20 protein-coding genes are annotated in these 20,198 nt (G+C 32.7%); 6 read left to right on the top strand and 14 right to left on the bottom strand.

What is annotated here, in order from left to right:
- Positions 1–17: 17 nt before the first annotated feature.
- Positions 18–1,121 (bottom strand): DNA-processing protein DprA, encoded by a 1,104-nt coding sequence (gene dprA / locus Q4Q40_RS00100; protein ID WP_303299633.1) that lies wholly within the window; start codon positions 1,119–1,121, stop codon positions 18–20.
- 130 nt (positions 1,122–1,251) lie between these two features.
- Between dprA and Q4Q40_RS00095 the strand changes: the two genes are divergently transcribed.
- The 6 genes from Q4Q40_RS00095 to bla all read left to right on the top strand — a co-directional run bounded on the left by Q4Q40_RS00095 (position 1,252) and on the right by bla (position 5,533).
- Positions 1,252–2,187, top strand: a complete 936-nt coding sequence (locus Q4Q40_RS00095) for an HU domain-containing protein (RefSeq protein ID WP_303299632.1) — start codon at positions 1,252–1,254, stop codon at positions 2,185–2,187.
- Positions 2,188–2,338: 151 nt separating this feature from the next.
- On the top strand, positions 2,339–2,848 hold the full coding sequence (locus Q4Q40_RS00090; protein WP_303299631.1) for an acyl-CoA thioesterase: 510 nt from the start codon (positions 2,339–2,341) through the stop codon (positions 2,846–2,848).
- Between the two features lie 54 nt (positions 2,849–2,902).
- Positions 2,903–3,115, top strand: a complete 213-nt coding sequence (locus tag Q4Q40_RS00085; RefSeq protein WP_303299630.1) for a DUF6515 family protein — start codon at positions 2,903–2,905, stop codon at positions 3,113–3,115.
- Between the two features lie 565 nt (positions 3,116–3,680).
- On the top strand, positions 3,681–3,890 hold the full coding sequence (locus Q4Q40_RS00080) for a helix-turn-helix transcriptional regulator (protein ID WP_303299629.1): 210 nt from the start codon (positions 3,681–3,683) through the stop codon (positions 3,888–3,890).
- A gap of 202 nt (positions 3,891–4,092) precedes the next feature.
- Positions 4,093–4,644, top strand: coding sequence for a hypothetical protein (locus Q4Q40_RS00075; RefSeq protein WP_303299628.1), 552 nt, complete (start codon positions 4,093–4,095; stop codon positions 4,642–4,644).
- Between the two features lie 79 nt (positions 4,645–4,723).
- Positions 4,724–5,533: a subclass B1 metallo-beta-lactamase gene (bla, locus tag Q4Q40_RS00070; protein ID WP_303299627.1), complete on the top strand. Its 810-nt coding sequence runs from the start codon at positions 4,724–4,726 to the stop codon at positions 5,531–5,533.
- Between the two features lie 42 nt (positions 5,534–5,575).
- Here bla and Q4Q40_RS00065 read toward each other — a convergent pair whose 3' ends face one another.
- The 13 genes from Q4Q40_RS00065 to Q4Q40_RS00005 all read right to left on the bottom strand — a co-directional run.
- Positions 5,576–5,797 carry a helix-turn-helix domain-containing protein gene (locus Q4Q40_RS00065; RefSeq protein ID WP_303299626.1) on the bottom strand — a complete coding sequence of 74 codons (222 nt, stop codon included), beginning with the start codon at positions 5,795–5,797 and terminating at the stop codon, positions 5,576–5,578.
- 42 nt (positions 5,798–5,839) lie between these two features.
- Complete coding sequence (locus tag Q4Q40_RS00060; RefSeq protein ID WP_303299625.1) at positions 5,840–7,066, bottom strand: murein hydrolase activator EnvC family protein; 1,227 nt, start codon at positions 7,064–7,066, stop codon at positions 5,840–5,842.
- Entirely contained in the window at positions 7,066–7,833 is a 768-nt protein-coding gene (gene lolB1 / locus Q4Q40_RS00055) for a lipoprotein insertase outer membrane protein LolB1 (RefSeq protein WP_303299624.1), read from the bottom strand. Before lolB1 ends, Q4Q40_RS00060 begins: the two co-directional genes overlap by 1 nt.
- On the bottom strand, positions 7,833–9,191 hold the full coding sequence (locus tag Q4Q40_RS00050) for a tetratricopeptide repeat protein (RefSeq protein WP_303299623.1): 1,359 nt from the start codon (positions 9,189–9,191) through the stop codon (positions 7,833–7,835). Before Q4Q40_RS00050 ends, lolB1 begins: the two co-directional genes overlap by 1 nt.
- A gap of 245 nt (positions 9,192–9,436) precedes the next feature.
- A complete protein-coding gene (locus tag Q4Q40_RS00045; protein WP_303299622.1) occupies positions 9,437–10,456 on the bottom strand; it encodes a sugar phosphate nucleotidyltransferase in 1,020 nt (339 codons plus the stop codon).
- A gap of 72 nt (positions 10,457–10,528) precedes the next feature.
- The gene (locus Q4Q40_RS00040) at positions 10,529–10,825 is read right to left on the bottom strand and encodes a GIY-YIG nuclease family protein (RefSeq protein WP_303300701.1); all 297 of its coding nucleotides are present in this window, start codon (positions 10,823–10,825) and stop codon (positions 10,529–10,531) included.
- 58 nt (positions 10,826–10,883) lie between these two features.
- Positions 10,884–11,318: a dUTP diphosphatase gene (dut, locus tag Q4Q40_RS00035; RefSeq protein ID WP_303299621.1), complete on the bottom strand. Its 435-nt coding sequence runs from the start codon at positions 11,316–11,318 to the stop codon at positions 10,884–10,886.
- Between the two features lie 578 nt (positions 11,319–11,896).
- Positions 11,897–13,306, bottom strand: a complete 1,410-nt coding sequence (locus tag Q4Q40_RS00030) for a right-handed parallel beta-helix repeat-containing protein (protein ID WP_303299620.1) — start codon at positions 13,304–13,306, stop codon at positions 11,897–11,899.
- 66 nt (positions 13,307–13,372) lie between these two features.
- Positions 13,373–13,930 carry an SGBP N-terminal domain-containing protein gene (locus Q4Q40_RS00025; protein ID WP_303299619.1) on the bottom strand — a complete coding sequence of 186 codons (558 nt, stop codon included), beginning with the start codon at positions 13,928–13,930 and terminating at the stop codon, positions 13,373–13,375.
- Positions 13,931–14,301: 371 nt separating this feature from the next.
- Positions 14,302–15,762, bottom strand: a complete 1,461-nt coding sequence (locus tag Q4Q40_RS00020; RefSeq protein WP_303299618.1) for an oligosaccharide flippase family protein — start codon at positions 15,760–15,762, stop codon at positions 14,302–14,304.
- 61 nt (positions 15,763–15,823) lie between these two features.
- On the bottom strand, positions 15,824–16,333 hold the full coding sequence (locus tag Q4Q40_RS00015) for a hypothetical protein (protein ID WP_303299617.1): 510 nt from the start codon (positions 16,331–16,333) through the stop codon (positions 15,824–15,826).
- A gap of 230 nt (positions 16,334–16,563) precedes the next feature.
- The gene (locus tag Q4Q40_RS00010; RefSeq protein WP_303299616.1) at positions 16,564–18,099 is read right to left on the bottom strand and encodes a BspA family leucine-rich repeat surface protein; all 1,536 of its coding nucleotides are present in this window, start codon (positions 18,097–18,099) and stop codon (positions 16,564–16,566) included.
- A 725-nt stretch (positions 18,100–18,824) separates the two neighbouring features.
- The coding region (locus tag Q4Q40_RS00005) for a BspA family leucine-rich repeat surface protein (protein ID WP_303299615.1) at positions 18,825–20,198 on the bottom strand (1,374 nt) is incomplete at its 5' end.

The following is a 20,198-nucleotide window of genomic DNA, read 5'->3' as shown; positions in this document are numbered from 1 at the left end:
TCCTGCAAAGGCAGGAATTAAATAATCTCAAACAACTTCCCAGGCAAAGGTCTAATCACTCCTTTAAGTTCCATAGTAAGTAATACACTTGCTATTTTAAAAATAGGCATGTTGCAATTAATAGCAATCACGTCTAGTTGTTGTTTTTCGTTTTCTTTTAGATACGAATAAATTGTTTTTTCTGTAGGATTCAATTCAACAAACAACTGTTTTTGTATTGCTGGTTTTTTATCTTTTTCCAATTCCCAGTTTAAAATATAAGGAACATCTAAAGGCGTGGTTAGCATATGTGCTTTTTGATATTTTATTAAATTATTACACCCAATACTCTGGCTATCTGTTGTTCTTCCAGGAACAGCAAACACATCTCTATTATAAGAATTTGCAATATCGGCAGTAACTAAACTTCCTCCTTTTTCTGCAGATTCTATAACAATGGTCGCTTCGCTTAATCCCGCAATAATTCTATTTCGTTTTAAAAAATTATTTCTATCAAACTTATCACTGCTCCAAAAATCGGTAAAAAAGCCGCCGTTTTTCTCCACATCAACCATATACTTTTTATGTACTTTAGGGTAAATTTGATTCAATCCGTGTGCTAAACAACCAACTGTTTGTAACTTGTTTTTAATAGCTGCTTTGTGTGCAGTAATGTCGGTTCCATATGCAAAACCAGAAACAACAATAGGGTTATAGGGTGCTAAGGTTTCCACCAATGCTTCACAAAACGCGATACCATGCGTTGTTATTTTCCGAGCACCAACTATACTAATAATATGTTGTTCTTTTAAATTAATAGCCCCCGATTGAAATAATAAAATAGGACCATCAATACAATGTTTTAGTTTTTCGGGATAACCATCGTCCTTAAAGTAAGACACTTTAATAGTATTCGATTTTATAAAATCAATTTCTTTTTCAGCAGCCTTTAAATGATCTGTTTCAAATAAATCGCCTAAAATAGCACTCCCAACACCACTAATTTTAAGCAAATTTTGCTTCTTTTCTTTTAAAACAGCCTCGGCAGTACCACAATGTGAAATAAGGCGTTTAGCTGTTATATCACCAATATTTGATACGTGCTGTAAAGCCAAAGCATAAAGCAAATCCGTTTCGGTCATTCTATATAATTGATTTTAAAAATGTACGAATTTAGCTATAAATAAATAGGTGTTAGAATAAAATAAAAATTTGTTAATAAATTCTTGCTCTAATTTTTATCTGAAAGTATAATTTTCTAACTTTGTTTTTATGCAATTAGAAACCTACATAAGCGATTTACTATATAGATATGAGTGTGTTACCATTCCTGAGTTTGGTGCTTTTTTAACACAACGTGTATCTGCAACCATTCATGAAACCACAAATGCCTTTTATCCACCTAATAAAACGGTGTCTTTTAATGAGCAAATTCAAAAAAATGATGGTTTATTAGCCCATTATATTGCTGATGTAGAAAAAATCCCTTTTGAAGTTGCCAATAAAAAAATTGCTAAGCGAGTAAGTATATTAAAGTCTTATTTAGAACAAGGGGAAACACTTACTTTTAAAAATATTGGAGACATTGTTTTTAATAGTGAAGGTAAAATTTTATTCGAACCTTCAAATCACCTTAACTATCTAACAGATTCTTTTGGCATGTCTCAATTTGTATCGCCTAAAGTAACTCGTGAGGTTTACAAAGAAAAAGTTGAAAGCATTGAAAAAGTAATTCCTATTACTGTAACTCCCGAAAAGCGCAAAACCAAGCCGTATTTAAAATATGCTGCGGTTGCTTTAATTGCCTTAACACTTGGTGGTATTGCTGGGTCTAATTATTATGTAAATCAAATTGAACAACATAATCAATTAGCGCAAGAGGAAGCAACACAACAATTAGATACTAAAATACAACAAGCCACATTTAATTTAAACCCGTTTCCTGCCATTAATTTAAATGTCTCGAAACAAACTGGTAATTTTCATATAATAGCAGGTGCTTTTAGAGTTGAAGAAAACTGTGATAAAAAAATCTCACAGCTAAAAGCAGAAGGCTTTAAAGCCAGAAAAATTGGTGTGAATAAATATGGTTTACATGAAGTTGTTTATGCTAGTTATGAAGATAGGTTTGAAGCGCTTCGAGCACTAAGAACTATTAAAGAAACGCATAACAATGACGCTTGGTTATCTGTTAGGGCATTGGACTAAATTCTCTTAACTTAATTATATTTTAAATCGTACTTCATAACTCCTAGAATCGTTTTACCTTTGCCAAATCAATAAAAAATTCTTAAAACGGACTATCCTTTAGGCAAATCATAGGGCAGTTGGGGAATTTTTAGATTAAATTTTTTTTGTAATGAAAGCAAAGACTCCTGAACAATCGAAAACCATACTAACCGATATGGTTTTACCTGGTGAAACCAACCCCTTAAATAACTTATTTGGTGGCGAGTTACTAGCGAGAATGGATCGTGCTGCAAGTATTGCTGCCAGACGTCACTCAAGACGTATTGTCGTAACTGCATCAGTTAACCATGTCGCTTTTAATAGAGCCGTTCCTTTAGGAAGTGTCGTAACGGTTGAAGCTAAAGTGTCTCGTGCTTTTAAAACCTCTATGGAGGTCTTTATTGATGTGTGGATAGAAGATAGGGAGTCTGGTGATAAAACAAAGGCAAATGAAGCTATTTACACCTTTGTGGCTGTAGATGAAACTGCACGCCCTATTGCAGTTCCTGAAGTACTACCAGAAACCGATTTAGAAAAAGAACGTTTTGATGCTGCATTGCGTCGTAAACAATTAAGCCTATTATTAGCTGGAAAAATAAAACCAAATGAGGCTACGGAATTAAAAGCACTATTTGAATAATTAAACTTTTACCTTTTTTACGAGTCTTATAGTAGAATCAAATCTTAAAAAGCTATGAGATTACTTATTATTTTATTTTTTGCTTTATGTACGATGAGCTTTTCATCTTGTGCTACCCGTGTCGTTACTAAACCTGCAAAAGTAACTATTGTAAAAACCGCTCCTAGACATTACAAAATTGTAAAAGTTAGAGGAAAGCGCTATTATTTTTGGAATGGAAACCATTATAAGAAAACAAGAAGAGGCTTTGTGATTGTTAGAGTCTAAATTAAATTAAGATCCATACTTAGAGTTTATCATCCCTATGTTAGCAAAAAGGGTTTAATTTTTAAAAAATCACAGCTCTTATGCTAAGGTATCGTTTTGTTACTCATCTATTGAATAATTAATCTGAAATGGAATTTTTAATGAATAAAAAAAATATAAGGTTAGAAACTAATTTAGTGTAAAGTCTAATCTTTAACTTGTATAAACTATGTCCCTTAACGAACACATTAACTCCCCTGCTAGTCCTCGTATGCGCTAGCGCTTCGTCTTTGACGAGTGCCATATCGAGTAAGCCATAAAAACAATCGAAACCACATTTTAGAGATAGAATCTTGTTTTTTATGAGAAAGCTTTTTGTTATAAAACGTTAAAAAACTGATTTCGGATAATTGATTTTCATAATATGTTTTTAACTTCTAATAAAAAACCTTAAAAGTTTATTTATATCCTTTTAAAGCATTTCAAAGTTACATAAAGATTTTTAAATCTCCTAATAAAGCATATTTTAATACTTATAACATTTATTTTTCTTCATTATTTTTGGTACTAGATAATTGCAATTACTATGGATAAACCGATTTATAATAGAATAAAGGCCGTTCTAGCTGAAAAAGGTAAAACCAATAATTGGTTAGCAGAAGAGTTAGATATGAATACAAATACCATTTCAAAATGGTGCCGAAATGACATGCAACCGAGAATTGAAAACTTATTTCAAGTAGCCAAAGCTTTGGATGTAGACGTTAGAGAACTTCTTGTCTCTTCTAAAAAATAAAAACGTTTGTTCTTTTAGCTTAGTGCAAACTTGAAAGGTTATTACCTTTTTTGCCCTATACAGGTTATAGTAACACAAAAAAGCCCCTGCTAGTTCTCGTATTGCTAGCGCTTCGTCTTTGACGAGTGCGGTACCGTTACAATAACTATAAAATTCATTGCTAATGTAATCTTACACAAAACCGTTGTGCGTAAGTTTGAAAATGACGAAATCTGAAACAAAATTAATACTAGGAATTGGAGTTCTGATTTTACTAATTGACATATTTTTTATGAAATATTGGGTTAGTAATATTAAACCTGACCCTTTTATGTCTATTGGAATTGAATCTTATAGACCTCGCATAGTTATCGTGAATATTCTGATTGGAATTTTTGCATTCTTTATTAAAAAAAGACTTTCGATTTTATTTTTTATAAATACAATCGTCTGCTATTTAATCTTTTCTTTCTTTTGGAATTCTTGGATGGAAAATCACCCTTATTCTCAAACTAGGTACAATTTTACAATTGAAGACAGAAATATTCAATTAAGAATTTCCGAAAATCCAAATACTTATGGCATATATGAATTAACACCAAATTCTAAAGATTCTCTGAAAATTATCGAAATGGGTATGAATGAACGAAAAGGAGATAGTATTATATTAAAATGGTGGCAACAAGGAAAAACCTATGAAATGTATTTTTATAAAAATAAACTAATTGGATTTCCAGAAAGTCCGAATGAGATTGAACTCAGTAAAATGGAATAAAAACTTACGCAACCCAACTAATCTTATACAACAACATTAGCAACAACCAAAAAAAAGCCCGAAATAAGGAACAAAATTTATGACAAAATTATTTTTAGCACTTTTTCTTCTTACAGGATTAACCTTTATTTCCTGTAAAGAATCATCATCTAAACATAATCAGACAAAACAAGAAACTAACAACGAAAAATTTAAAACGAATGCAGTTGATAGTTTAATAATCTATCAAACCGAAAATTTGATAATTAAAAAGTTATCGAATCATATTTACAAACATATTTCCTTTCTAAATACAGACGATTATGGAAAAGTAGCCTGTAATGGCATGTTAGTTGTAAATGAAAATAAAGGAATTGTTTTTGACACACCAACGGACAACAAAAGTTCATTAGAATTAATAAATTTCGTTACTAATGAACTTAAAAGCGAAATAACAGCTGTTATTCCAACTCATTTTCACGAAGATTGTGTTGGTGGCATACAGGAATTTGAAGAACATAATATTCAAACATACGCTACAAATCAAACTATAGAATTACTAAAAAATAATGGTTTAAACTTCTCTAAACCAATTAAAGGATTTGATAATAATCTTACGTTAGATATTGGAAATAAAAAGGTTTATGCGGAGTACTTTGGAGAAGGTCATACCAAAGATAATATCATAGGATATTTCCCAGAAGACAATGCCATCTTTGGTGGATGTTTGATTAAAAAAGTTGGAGCAAACAAGGGGTATTTGGGAGATGCAAACACGAACAAATGGTCTGAGACCGTTCGTAAAATCAAATTAAAATATCCAAAAACAGAAATTGTAATTCCAGGACACGGAAAATGGGGCGGAACGGAATTATTTGACTATACGATAAAATTGTTTGAATTAAAATAGGCAGCAACCACCAAAGAACGAAGTTAAAAATACGTTACTTTATTAAATTTCTAGAAGTTGAGAAACAGGAATTTCCAATCCATCGGCTATTTTCATCAAGGTTAATAATCTCGGATTCGTTCTACCATTTTCAATCATATATAATTGTGTTCTTCCAATCTCACAATCAAAAGCGAATGCCTTTTGGTCAATGCCCTTTTCTTCTCTTAATTGCTTGATTTTAGCACCTAATTTTTGAAAATATTTTTCTTCTTTCGTATTCACTATACCGAACACATTGTCTGACAAAAAGAACGAAAGATAACCTTACATTTTATAAACCCATGAAGCTGGATTTTCTGTTTTTGTTCCCTTAGATATCGTAAAGCTTAAAATAGTCTCTCCATTTGAAGGGTTTGTAAAAACCTCTCCTATAACTTGCTTAGTTGATACTTTATCCCCTTTCTTAACATAAACGTTAGATAAATTTCTGTATAAAGTCAAATAACTTCCATGGCGAATCATCACGATGGGGTTTACATTTTTCATTTTAAGTATTTCGCTCACTTCCCCATTAAAAACGGCTCTAACTTTAGCGCCTTTTTGCGTAGCAATTCGCACACCGTTACTCTTAATTGTTAATGACTTATCAATAGGGTGTCGTTGTGTCCCATACCCTAATCTTATTACGCCTCTTTCAACTGGCCAAGGCAATTTACCCTTATTAGCTATAAAGTTAGAGGCTAAAACTTTTTCTTCTGCTGTAAGCGCAAAACTTTTTGAATTGGTTACTTTGGCTTTTTTATTAGATTTTGCAATAGCCGCTTTAATAATACGGTCTATTTCTCTATCAATTCTATTAGCTTCTCTTTGCTTTTGTTTTATTTGAGAGGCGTACAACGATAGGTTCTTTTTAATTGATTGCATTAAAACCTCATGCTGTTTCCGTTCTGATTCTAATGATTTTTGAATGACTTTATTACTCGCTATTAGCCTCTTTTTATCATCCTTTTGATTTTGTAGGTCTTTATTAATATCCTGTAATTCGAGTGTTTTCTTTTTTATGGTTTCACCTTGTTGCTTTTGGTGGTCTGAATACTGTTTAATATACTGTAATCGTTTATATGCTTGTTTAAAATCATCAGACGACAACAAAAACATGATTCTGCTCTGTTTATTTTTGCTTTTATAAGACTTTACTAACATAGCAGCATACCCTTTCTTTAACGCCTTTAATTCGTTTCTAAGTACGGTTATTTTCTTTTGGTTCGAATTAACCTTACGTGTTAGTAAATTGGCTTGCTGGTTGGTTACTTTAATCAGGTTAGATAAAACACGAATCTTATAATTAAAATCTTCTATTAATGATATTTGCGATTTTTCTTTTGATTTATTTTCGGAACGCAATTCATTAATTTTCTGAATTTCTCTACGCAATTCTTGTCGTCGCGTCTCTAACTCCTTTTGTTTATTATTTTGAGAAAAGGCAAAAGAGCTACCTAGCAGAAAAACCAGAAGAAAAATTGTTTTATATGATGTTTTATTTTTTAACATTAAAGTTCTATTTCTTTAAAACCCGATGGTATTTTAAACGGAAAACGCAATGTTTCATTTAAAGAAACACCTTTGAATTCTAAATTTATAATCGTTTCTTCATTAGACTCTAAAGCAATTATCTTTATTTTTTCTGGAAGAATTTGTTTTTCAATTTCTTGGTGTGACAAATAATCGATTTGTAAATGTCTAAACTCCTTTGGTTGCGATATTTGTTGCGACTTTACTTTAAAATGTGATGGGTCTAACAGAAAGAATATTTCAAAAAGTTCGCGTTGCTTTTTTGGTTTAAGCACATAAGAAGAATCATCAACAGAACTGCTGTAAGCTCCATTTTTTAAATTGAAAATGGTCTCTCCTAATAGTAAATTTTGAACCTTTTGAAAATCTAGTTCTGTTCCCAATAAATCACTTAAATATTTATAATCTCCTTCAAAATAGGTTCTATCTAACTTATTATAAAAACTAACTTTCTCTGGCGTTACTAATGCTTTTACTATTGAAAACGTAGCACTAATCCATAAGGCTTCATCTTTTTTAGCTCTAAAGCTTAACGTATAGGTTTGCGAATTGTCTTTTTGTATATAGGTTACTTTAAGCGTTGACTTAAGTGTTTTAAAACTGGGAGTTTGTTTGGCGTTTTCTTTTATTAATTGCCTGGCGGAAAGGTTATAATTAGCGTTGCCTTCTACAATTGTTTTTGATGATTTACAATTAAATACTAATAAGGTTAATAAGGCTAAAGTGAGTTGAGAGCGTATTTTCATTAATTTGAACTTTCTAATTGTTTTACTTTATCACTAAACGTTTTTGCTTTAGCTGTATTGTTTAATAGGGTATAGGCCTTACTTAGTTGACTGTAAAAGTCTGTTTCCATTTTTGTGTCATCAATAATATAATCCAATCCTATTTCTAAAGCTTCAACAGCCTTTTTTGGTTGATTTAATTGATTTAAAGCGACACCTTGTATTAAATAAAATATGGGTTGTGATGGATATTTTTGAAGTACTTCGTTACTTTTTTCTTTAGCTAGGTTGTACTTTTTTAAATCTATATATAGTAATAATACATTACGCAAAAGGGTAAAATTATTTGCTTCTAACTTTAATGCGGCCTCAAAATACTCTAAAGCCTTTTCTTTATTCTTTTTAGTTAAATAATACTGGCCTAACTCAGTAAGTGTTTTGCTATTATTACCATTAACTATCGTAGTAGCTTCTACCAAATCTGCCTCATACTGCGGATTATTCCCAACAAATTTTACAAAATCTGTTAAGACTTTAAGTTTCGATTCTGGTTTTATTTCATTGCTTTTAATAACAATTTTCATAGATTCAATTGCTTTTTCGGTATTGTTATCATCTAAATAAAACTTATATAATGCTAAATGTACTAATTGCGAATTCGGATTCATTTTTAAAAGCTCTTTAGCTGTTTCAAAGGCTTTTTCTTTTTCGTTGCTTTCGCTATAACGGAAAATTAGAGCTAAATAATTAGATTCTTTATTTGGGTGGCTTTCAACGCGTGCTTCAAGGTTTTTTATTTGATCTTTTTTTCGTCCTGTTTCTTTATAAATTCGGTTACGCATCGCATCTCGTGAAACTGAAACTCCAAATTCTGAATCTAAGGCATCTAAAAGTGCTAAAGCATCATCATATTTCTTTGTTCTTAAATAAAGTGACGCCAAATCTTCTTTATAATCTGGGTGGTACTTAACTAATTGCTTAACTGCTTTTATGGCTTTATCATAATCATTTTGCGATGTATAAAATCCATACAACTCATCTAAAAACCATTCATTATCTGGTGCTTTACTAACCGCTTTTTTTAATGCTTCTTCTGCCGCACCATAATTTTTAAGCTTATTATAATTTTTACCTAATTCGTAATACAAAACGGGCACAGAGTTATCTAATGCTATACACTTTAAAAGCGATTCTACCGATCTATCGTAATTCTCAATCCCTTTTTGCTTTAAGGCTTCGTAGAAAAATTCTTGAAACTTATCTTCAACATCTCCTAAATCATCATCATGTTTTTTATTAAAATCTACTTGCGCATAGATAATATGTGGAAAAATTAACATTCCGAAGGCTAAAAAAAGTATGTAGATTTTATGTTTCATATAATACCTGTGTAAGTATCTTAAATTTATTGTTTAGATTCCAATTTAAACTTAAATCAGTTCAATTTGGGTTCATTGCTTCGATTTATATCTTTTTACGCTTTCTTTTATATTATCTATCTGTTACTCCAATATAAATTACTCCTTTAGGTCTATTTGTAATGAGTATGAACATACCAATATTCATGTATTTTTATTATGAGATTCCTGCTTTACCGAAACAAGTCCAGCACATGTCGCAGGAATTACTCTAATACTGAATAATCACCAATACTTATAGAGGTATAATTCCCATCATATTTAACATGGTTACCAATCATAGCATCATCTAAATTAGCATTTTTAATTGTAGTATTTGTTTGAATTAAGCTATTCTTAACACTCGAATTTTCAATAACACTATTATTCCCTATAGATACATAAGGTCCAATGGTACTGTCTTTAAGAATAACATTTTCACCAATAAAACAGGGTTCTATAATGGTTGCATTATCCAATTTTGCTGAAGACGATACTAATTGCTCATCCCCATCTGCTTTTAAAAAGCCTAACATTCTTTCGTTAGTCTCTATTGTTATGGCTTTATTGCCACAATCCATCCATTCATCAACGGTTCCTGTTTTAAAAACGTTGCCTTCGGCCATCATTCGTTTAATACCATCATTGATCTGGTATTCTCCACCATTCATAATGTTTTCATCCAGTATTTCTTGTAATTTTCCTTTTAAAACAGCTACATCTTTAAAATAGTAAATGCCTATAACGGCTTGATCGCTCACAAAGGTTTCTGGTTTTTCAACCAACTCTATAATCTCGTTGCTTTCATTTAATTTAACAACACCATAGGCTTCGGGGTTTTCTACTTGTTTTGTCCAAATAACACTGTCTGCAGTTGGGTCTAAATCAAATTCAGCTCTAATCAATGTATCTGCATATGCAATAACTGCTGGTCCAGACAATGATGGTTTTGCACACATAATGGCGTGACCAGTTCCTAATGGTTTATCTTGACGGTAAATAGAAGCTTTTGCGCCTAAGTTTTTAGCTAGATCCTCCAGACTTGAAACCACTTCGTCACCAAACCAAGCTGGATCGCCTAAAACAAAAGCTATTTCTTCGATAGGTTGCTTTAAAACTTTAGCAATATCTTTTACTAATCTATGAACAATCGGTTGTCCTGCTACTGGAATTAATGGTTTTGGTACGGTTAAACTGTGTGGTCGTAAACGAGAACCTCGTCCTGCCATTGGTACTATTATTTTCATATGCATGCCTGCGTAAGCAGGTATCTTTTTTGGTTATACTTTATTCCTGTGAAAATAGGAATCTCATTGTTCTTATCTTAATTTATTAAAATTTAAATTCCAGTTGATACTAAGATCAGACCAACTTGGGTTCATTTCTTCTATCAGATTTATTTTCCACTTCCTTTTCCATTTTTTGAATTGCCTTTCTCTTTTTTCTGCCTCACTTCCTTTTTCAAATTCTTCAGAATAAATCAATTTATCGCAATTGTATCTTGCTATAAATGATTTAGGATATATTTTTAACTTATGCTCTTTTATTCTTTCTTCTATATTATCTGTTACTCCAATATAAATATATAATACTCCATTAGGTTTGTTTGTCATGATATAGACATACCATTAGTTTCATACTTCTTTATCATGAGATTCCTACCTACGCATGAATTTATTTCACTCCCGTACTACCAAATCCTCCTTCACCTCTCGACGTTTCAGATAGTTCTTCTACAGTAATCCATTCTGCGCGTTCGTGTTTTGCAATCACTAATTGCGCTACGCGTTCGCCATTTTCGATAGTAAATTCTTCATTTGAAAGATTTACTAAAATCACACCTATTTCACCTCTATAATCGGCATCTACAGTTCCTGGTGCATTTAAAACGGTAATTCCTTTTTTTGCTGCGAGTCCGCTACGTGGGCGTACTTGTGCTTCAAACCCTATGGGTAGTTCAATAAACAAACCTGTTTTTACGATAATACGCTCTAAAGGTTTTAATGTTATTGGTTCTAATATATTTGCTCTTAAATCCATACCAGCAGACGCTATGGTTTCGTAATGTGGTAAAGTATGGTTGGATTTATTTATTATTTTTATTTGCATGTTATCGTTTTAATATTTTTTTATTTGGTTTCTTTCGAATACATAAACAATACCCAAAAATACAATTAACATAGAAATTCCTATAATATAATACCCTTAAATTGATAAAATGACAAACAGGAGCGGTATAACGCCTATTTTGCTTTAACAATAAATGGTATTAGATTTTCGTTCCTGTCTGCCAACAGCTACGGTGTACCCACATCTTTTAAAGAAGAGGTATATTTTATTATTTACTTCTCTTTGCTCGTCCAAAGAAAAGTAACAAACCTGCCTGCCTGCCAACCAATGTCATTAAGTTAAGGGGATTTGTTCTGTTTTGTCACATTGGTAGCACAGTCGAAATGCTTTTAAAAACTAAGGCTTATAAGGTCTTCGACTGCGCTCAGACTGACATTTTAGTCTTAACTTAATGACATTGAGCTGCCAACAGGTAGGCAGATTCAAGAGCGCGTGTTTTTATCTGAAGTCTGATATTCCAATAGATACTGAAATATACTTCGGCTATGCACTAGAAGAGTTCTGAAAGGAAAGTGAAGGTAAACAGAGAGGCCTCGAGACCTCTCTGTTAAAGGGTTTTAATCTAATTGATAGGCTCCTATATCATATGGAACTGAACGTGTATTTCCTAAAATATCATCAATTATATCGTACAAACTAACATCCGTTCCTTTCTTATAAGCTATAGAATTTTTCCCAATAGCATAATTATTATTTGCTATATCAAAAAAATCTAAATCACTAATATTCTGAGACATAATATTACTAATCGTGTCTATAGTAGCTCCCTTTCTATATATGTCTTCTGCTGAGACAGCAAAAATATTATTGATGAGTCTTTTGGTGCCTCCCTCGTTGTTAAAAAAGGCAAATCCATTTTCTCCAGAATTAACAAAAGTATTATTTATAATATTAAAGTAACCGTCTGGTATACGATACACTTGATCACCATTTGATCCGTAAAAACCATTACCGCCACTATTTGCTATTACATTATTAAATATATCTACATTTCCCATTCCTTGGAATTGAATTCCGTTCCCTGTTCCTTCAAAAATAAAATTATTGTAAAACTTACCAGTAGTTCCTCCTCCAATAAGCAAACCTTCATTCTGGAAACCTTCATTTAAAGTTCCATAATTACGAATCACATTATTGTATAACTCGCAATCTAGATTGGCATTTTTGATTTGGATACCGTCATAACCCACATTTTCAATTAAATTATCATGTATTCTTATATGCTGAATTGAGTGTGAATAGGTGATTTCTGTACAAGAACTTTCTACCCTACCATTATAAAAGCCATGACCTATATAAAAACCTTCTCCACCAACATCATGTATATAACAGTTTCTTACGGTGACATTTTCCATAATCCAAGCGGTTCTTGTAGGATCTGTAAATAAATCGCAATCTTGATATGGGCTTGTTTTTATACCTATGCCTGCAAAACCATTATCTGCTCCTATTCCATTGGTTTCTAAACCTGCAACTTCTATATTATAGGTTTCAAAATTTTTAGTGAAATATTCAAAAGTTAAAAAGAAACCTGTTGGAGTTGAAATTTTAATTCCATATTCATGATTTTTATCGCCAGCTCCAGCTAACTTAAAATATTCACTATTTCTAAATTTTACTCCGAAAGAACCTTTAGATATTACAATAGCCCTTCCATCACAATTTTTTATGATAATCGGGTTTTCTTCTGTTCCTCTAATATTATTAAAAGTTATATTCTGATAATTATCTCCAGAGCCAGATAAACCTATAATTGCCCCAGGTTGTATATTTAGTATTTCGCCATCAACAATTCCTGTGCTCGTATCTATAACTAAATCGCATTCACTACATGCTAGATTAACTATTTCTTCATCTTTATTTTCAAGTTCTTCCATAGAATCTACTGATTTAGAGCAATTTGTTATTACCACTATAAACACAAATAAAATGAGTAGGGCTTTTAATTTTTGTAGGTATGTTTTCATGTTTTTTTGGATTATGTTTTAAATTATTAATTTGGTTACTGTGCTAATAACCGAGTTATATATGTATTATTCGAAACACCCTAACGCTGGGAGTTGATCTGTTGTTAAGAAAGGACTAAAATCTTCACAAAAGGTTACGTTAGCAGTATTCCAACTCGATAAATCTTGAGAACCTGTAGGACTTACTGTAGCTAATGCTGATACTTCTATAGTCGGGGTTAGTGACGTGATAGCTGTTCCGTATGGAACGCTGGCCGATATGCTTTTGTCGGCTTCGTTTATAGTCGTAGTTATATCATTACTAAGTGCATCATTGTCTGTTGCTCCAAATACAAAACTTAATACCTGTTTTTCATCGCTTGTTTCTACTGTAATGTTTGCCGTGTATGCTACGGTACTTTCATCTTCAGCGGTTACGGTATAGGTTACTGCACTTGAAAAGTCTTGTGAGCCACTTGGGCTTACTGTTACTGATCCAGAAACCTCAATAGTAGGTATTAATGCTGTTACATTTGTTTCAATAGGAAAAGTAGCGGTAATGGTTTTGGGATCCTCCTCTATAGTAGCAGTGACATCTTCAGATAAGCCTGTATTGTTATATGTAGCAAATACAAAGCTTATCATTTCTTTGGTGTCGCTTTTTTAGGTTCGCTTGAATCGTCTTTTGAGCAACTTGCCATGGAGATTACCATCAATAGTTGTAATGCTAGTAGGTTTTCAAACATTAGATTTGTTTTCATTCATTTATTTCTTGCAAAAGAACTAGATTCTAACATCATTTTTTGGTCAAAATGCATCACTAATTAGTCAATTTAGGCTTAAAACACTTTTTATTAAAGTTAAAAAAGCTTTTATGTTTAATTTTCTAAGACAATTCCTTTATTTATTTTTAACAGTATACGTGACGTTTTTGATCGCTTTTCTGATTAAAATTTGAATACGCTCTTGGGAAAGGGAAAGACAGACTCGGGAAAAAACTTAATAGTGATTTAATACTACTTTTTTAACATTTGTTTTATTTGACTTCTTTCAGACATATAAACAATTCCTAAAAAAACAATTAGCATTGTTATTCCCATTATATAATTGCCTCTAAATTGATAGAATGACAACCCCGATAACCCTATTGAGCCCACTAAATAAAGTCCAATCTTTTTAAGGTTATAGGGAATGGGGTAATATTTTCTACCGTAATAATAGGACAATAGCATCATTATGGCATAAGCAACAAGCGTGGCTATGGCTGATGCTTTATAACTATAGGTTTTAATAAATAATATATTAATAACGAGTGTTACTAAAGCACCAATAATTGAAATATAGGCTCCAAATTTTGTTCTGTCGGTTATTTTATACCAAACAGACAAGTTATGATAAATCCCTAAACAGAAATTGGCTAACAAAATAATTGGAACGATCCACATGGCTTCCCAGTAGGCTTCACCTCTTACAATTATGGGTTTTAAAACATCTACAAAAACAACAACACTAAGTAAAATAATTGCTCCAAATGCCACAAAAAACTCTAATATTTTAGCATAATTTTTTTGAGGGTTTTCGGTATTGGCATGACTGAAAAAGAACGGTTCAATACCAAGCTTGTATGCTGTTGCAAATAACGTCATAAACAAAGCCAATTTATAACAGGCAGAATACATACCTATATGGGTTTTGGCGATATCTTCTGGAAGCAGGTAATTTAATAAAACACGATCAAACGTTTCATTTATTGAAAAAGCAATACCTGCAATTAAGACAGGAAGTGCGTAACGTACCATTTTTTTCCACAAGTTAGAATTAAATACATATTTAATCTTCACATAGAATGGAACCATTACTATTAGTGTTACAGCACTTGCAATTAAGTTAGCAATAAAAATATAGTTTATTTCGAAATTCGATTTATAAATGCTTTCAAATAATGATCCTTTAATTGCTAAGTTTTTTAAAGCCAATAGAAAGAATAGATTCAACCCTAAGTTTATGACTACGTTTAAAATTTTAATTACGGCATAGCGCACAGGTCTTTGTGTTGCTCTTAACCATGCGAAAGGAATAATTACAAGAGCATCTAGCAATAAGATCCATATAACCAGATTAATGTATTTAATATCAATGCCTATAAATGATGCTATTTGATTTTGACATAATAAAGCCATTATAAAAAATCCAATAGATGATATTATTAAAGAAATTGCCGAGGTTCCTATCACACTATTCTTATCTTCTTCTTTATTAAAGAACCTAAAAAAAGCGGTTTCCATGCCATAAGCTAAAACAACATTGAATAGTACAAAATATGAAAAGATAACCGATACTTCTCCATACTCTGCAACAGAAGATAACACACCGTCTGTAGTATAAAGCGGCACCAATAAAAAACTTAACATTCTGGGTAGCACTGTCGCTAAACCATAGATAAATGTTTGTATAAATAATATTTTAAGTCCGCTCAACGATTCGTTTTTTATTCTGCTAAAAATACGTTTTTAGCTTATGTAAACCAAAAGATATGTTTTACTGGTTTAATGATGTGCTGGGATATTTTGTAGATGTTTTTTTAGTTATGTTAGAAATTTTATAGTACAATGTCTTATCTCCTTTTTTATAGCTAACAACACATTCTGTATCATTCAATTTAAAGGCTGTTTTTTTGGAAGGTTCTGGAACAGAATTACCATATTCTTCTAATGGATCACGACTCATAATAATATCCTGTTTTTGGTTTGCTTCAGATATAAATCTTCCTACAAAAACAGACGTCCTTTTTAATTCTAACTTTACTTGTTGTCCTTTAAAATAAAGACTATCTAAAACTATGCTTTTTGGGTTTGACTGTATTGGAATAAACAGGTTATAGCCCGATCCTCCTCCTTTAACCCCCGCAACCCAATGTTGGTAATAAACATCGCCTATTTCCAAGGGTAATTTATTTTCTAATTTTTGGGTACTGGCACATTGTGTATAACCAATAAGTAAGCCAAGGAAACCCAGTCTGGTAAATAAGGTTTTTATTTTATTTTCCATTTTTTTAGTATCTCTTATGTTAAAAACAAGATTCATACCAAAATTACAGATAATTCTTAAAATATATTTGGTGTTATATATACTATAATTTATAGCATTTTAAGTTAGAAGTAGAAAACCAAAAATACTTTATATTATCACGTACCTAAAAAAACCCCCAAAGCATTAAGCCTTGAGGGTTACCAAAAAACGCTGGTTTTCTTTATGTCTAAAACCCCAAACGTTATACTTTATTCATTAAAACAACTTCCTGCAGTTGGTAACTGTGCGGTTGTTAAACCAGAATTAACACTAAAGTTTGCGCAGACTGTTACATTATTGGTAGCCCAGCCGGAAAGGTTCTGGCTAAACGCTGATGCACTATTAAACATATAACTCATATCCTTTGCTGAGCTAACATCCCAATTACCAATGTCCTGGTTAAAGGCACTGGCTTCTAAAAACATATAACTCATATCCTTTACTGAGCTAACATCCCAATTACCAATATCCTGGTTAAAGGCACTGGCTTCATTAAACATCGCAGACATAATATCTACAGAGCTAACATCCCAATTACCAATATCTTGGTTAAAGGCACTGGCTTCATCAAACATACCTTCCATACTCTCTACAGAGCTAACATCCCAACTACCAATATCCTGGTTGAAAACGCTTGCTTTTCTAAACATATAACTCATATCCTTTACTGAGCTAACATCCCAATTACTGATATCTCCATTAAAGGAGCTTTCAAGAAACATATAATACATATTGGTTACCTGGCTTAAGTCCGGAACATCTGTGGCATTGTAAGTAAGGTTTGTACAATATGCAAATGCCTGTTCCATACTCTTCCATTGTGTATCCCCCCAACTCTCTATCGTCTGGAGTTTGGCTGCTATGGCTTGTATTTCGATGCTGTTAGCAAAATAAATCGCAGGGAAATCTCCTGTTATCGATACCGTGTGAATACCTGCTGTGGCATACTGGTGGGGTGCATCGCCTGTTAACCCACTCTCGATACTACCATCTCCCCAATCTATATCATAACTATAGCCTGTGAGATTAGGATTGGTGTAAATCTTTATCTCCTCGTTGGCAGTTGTTGTTTTCCACGTTGTTACAAAAGCCTCAAAAGCGTTTTCTGTTATATTTACTGTATAGGTTTCTGTACTTTCGTCCTCTGCCGTTACTGTATAGGTTACTGGTGATGTATAGTCCTGTGCTCCTATGGGGCTTATGGTGGCTAATTGTGATACTTCTATAGTCGGGGTTAGTGACGTGATAACTGTTCCGTATGGAACGCTCGCCGATATGCTTTTACTGGCTTCGTCTATAGTAGCAGTTATGGCTTCGCTTAGTACGGTATTGGCTTCTGTAGTAAATATAAAACTCAGAATTTGTTTGCCAGTGCTTTCTTCTACGCTTACACTTGCTCTATAAGCTTGGGTACTACCGTCTTCTGCTGTTACCGTGTAGGTTACTCCCGTAGTGAAATCTTGTGCGCCAGTAGGGCTTACGGTTGCTAACTCTGACACTTCTATCTTCGGGGTCAATGATTTTACATCGCTGCCGTTTGGAAAGATCGCACTTATCGTTTTATCACTTTCGGTTATGGTAGCGGTTACGGATTCACTAAGTATACTATTGTTCTCGGAGGCAAATATAAAACTCAGAATTTGTTTGCCATCACTCTTTGCTGGGTCGTCTTTAGAACAGCTTGCAAGTGTTATAACTATTATTAACAATAGTAGGTTTTTAAATTTTAATAGATTTGTTTTCATTATTTCTTTTTTTGAAATGTTTAAATTAATGATACAAAACAACAAATATTTAAAATCACTAATTGGTCAATCGACATCACAAATCATTCAATTATTTTAAATTACAGTAGTATAAATCTGGGTTCAACGTAAGAAAAATGAGATTGTTTTTTTGTAGAATGCTACTTATGAGATATTTATAAAGTGAATTTTAGATATCTGAAACATATTCAACTCTATTAGTTTCAAGCTAAAAACCAATAAACATACCATCCTCTTCCTTAAATTATCATAAACTAGCTAGATAGTCTATAATAATTATAAGTTGAATCTAGCATATTTATTGACTTTTATCTACGATCTTTACGTCGAACTCAGGTTATAAAAGCCTGTTATACCGATTGAGAACTAGCAAAATTCTTTTAGAGACATTTACCAGCTTTTCGATTATGCTTTTAATTTTCGGTTTGTGATATCTGTAATCTTTATAGTGCTTTGTATTCATAAACTCCTATATCGTAATAACCTGCTCTGTCTGTGCCAAATCTTTGCTCATACTTATTACCTACTAATAAGTATTTGTTTTAATATCGTTATAACAGAAAACCTGTATTTCTCTTTTATTATATAAATAGACTCTTGTTTATACCTATATAATGGTATTAAAAAACCCCCAAAACATTAAGCCTTGAGGGTTACTAAAAAACGCTGGTTTTCTATATGTTCAAAACCCCTAACGTTATACTTTATTCATCACCAAAACAACTTCCTAAAGTTGGTAACTGTGCGGGTATTAAACCAGAATAAAGACTAAAGAGTCTGCAGCTTGTTACATTATCGGTAGCCCAATCAGAAAGGTTCTGATTAAAGGTACTCGCACTTAAAAACATATAAAGCATATCTGTTACATTGCTAACATCCCAACTACCAATATCCTGGTTGAAGGCACTGGCCTCATTAAACATCTGAGACATATTCTCTACTGAGCTAACATCCCAATTACCAATATCCTGGTTGAAGGCACTGGCTCCATTAAACATAGAAGACATATACTCCACTGAGCTAACATCCCAATTACCAATATCTTGGTTGAAGACACTGGCTTCATTAAACATACCAGACATACCCTCTACAGAGCTAACATCCCAATTACCAATATCCTGGTTGAAGGCACTGGCTTCTCTAAACATCTCATACATATCTGTTACATTGCTAACATCCCAATTACCAATATCCTGGTTGAAGGCACTGGCTGCTCTAAACATCTCATACATATTTGTTACATTGCTAACATCCCAATTACCAATGTCCTGGTTGAAGGCGCTGGCCTCATTAAACATATAAGACATATTATCTACAGAGCTAACATCCCAACTACCAATATCCTGGTTGAAGGCACTGGCCTCATTAAACATATAAAACATATTCTCTACAGAGCTAACATCCCAATTATCAATATCCTGGTTGAAGGCACTGGCTTCTCTAAACATAGAAGACATACTCTCTACAGAGCTAACATCCCAACTACCTATATCCTGATTAAAAGCACTGGCTTCTCTAAACATACCAGACATACTCTCTACAGAGCTAACATCCCAACTACCTATATCCTGATTAAAAGCACTGGCTTCTCTAAACATACCAGACATATTAGTTACCTGGCTTAAATCCGGAACATCTGTGGCATTGCTAGTAAGGTTTGTACAATATGCAAATGCCCGTTCCATACTCTTCCATTGTGTATCCCCCCAACTCTCTATGGTCTGTAATTTTGCTGCTGTTGCTTGTAATTCGGTGCTGTAAGTGAAAGCAAAATAAATCGCCGGGAAATCTCCTGTTATCGATACTGTGTGAATACCAGCTGTGGCATACTGGTGGGGTGCATCGCCTGTTAACCCACTCTCGATACTGCCATCTCCCCAATCTATATCATAACTATAGCCTGTGAGATTAGGATTGGTGTAAATCTTTATCTCCTCGTTGGCAGTTGTTGTTTTCCACGTTGTTACAAAAGCCTCAAAAGCGTTTTCTGTTATATTTACTGTATAGGTTTCTGTACTTTCGTCCTCTGCCGTTACTGTATAGGTTACTGGTGATGTATAGTCCTGTGCTCCTATGGG

The sequence above is a fragment of the Flavivirga jejuensis genome (assembly GCF_030540765.1).
Taxonomy (GTDB): domain Bacteria; phylum Bacteroidota; class Bacteroidia; order Flavobacteriales; family Flavobacteriaceae; genus Flavivirga; species Flavivirga jejuensis.
Note: the sequence above shows the minus strand (reverse complement) of the source record. Positions and strands in the feature narration are given on the sequence as shown.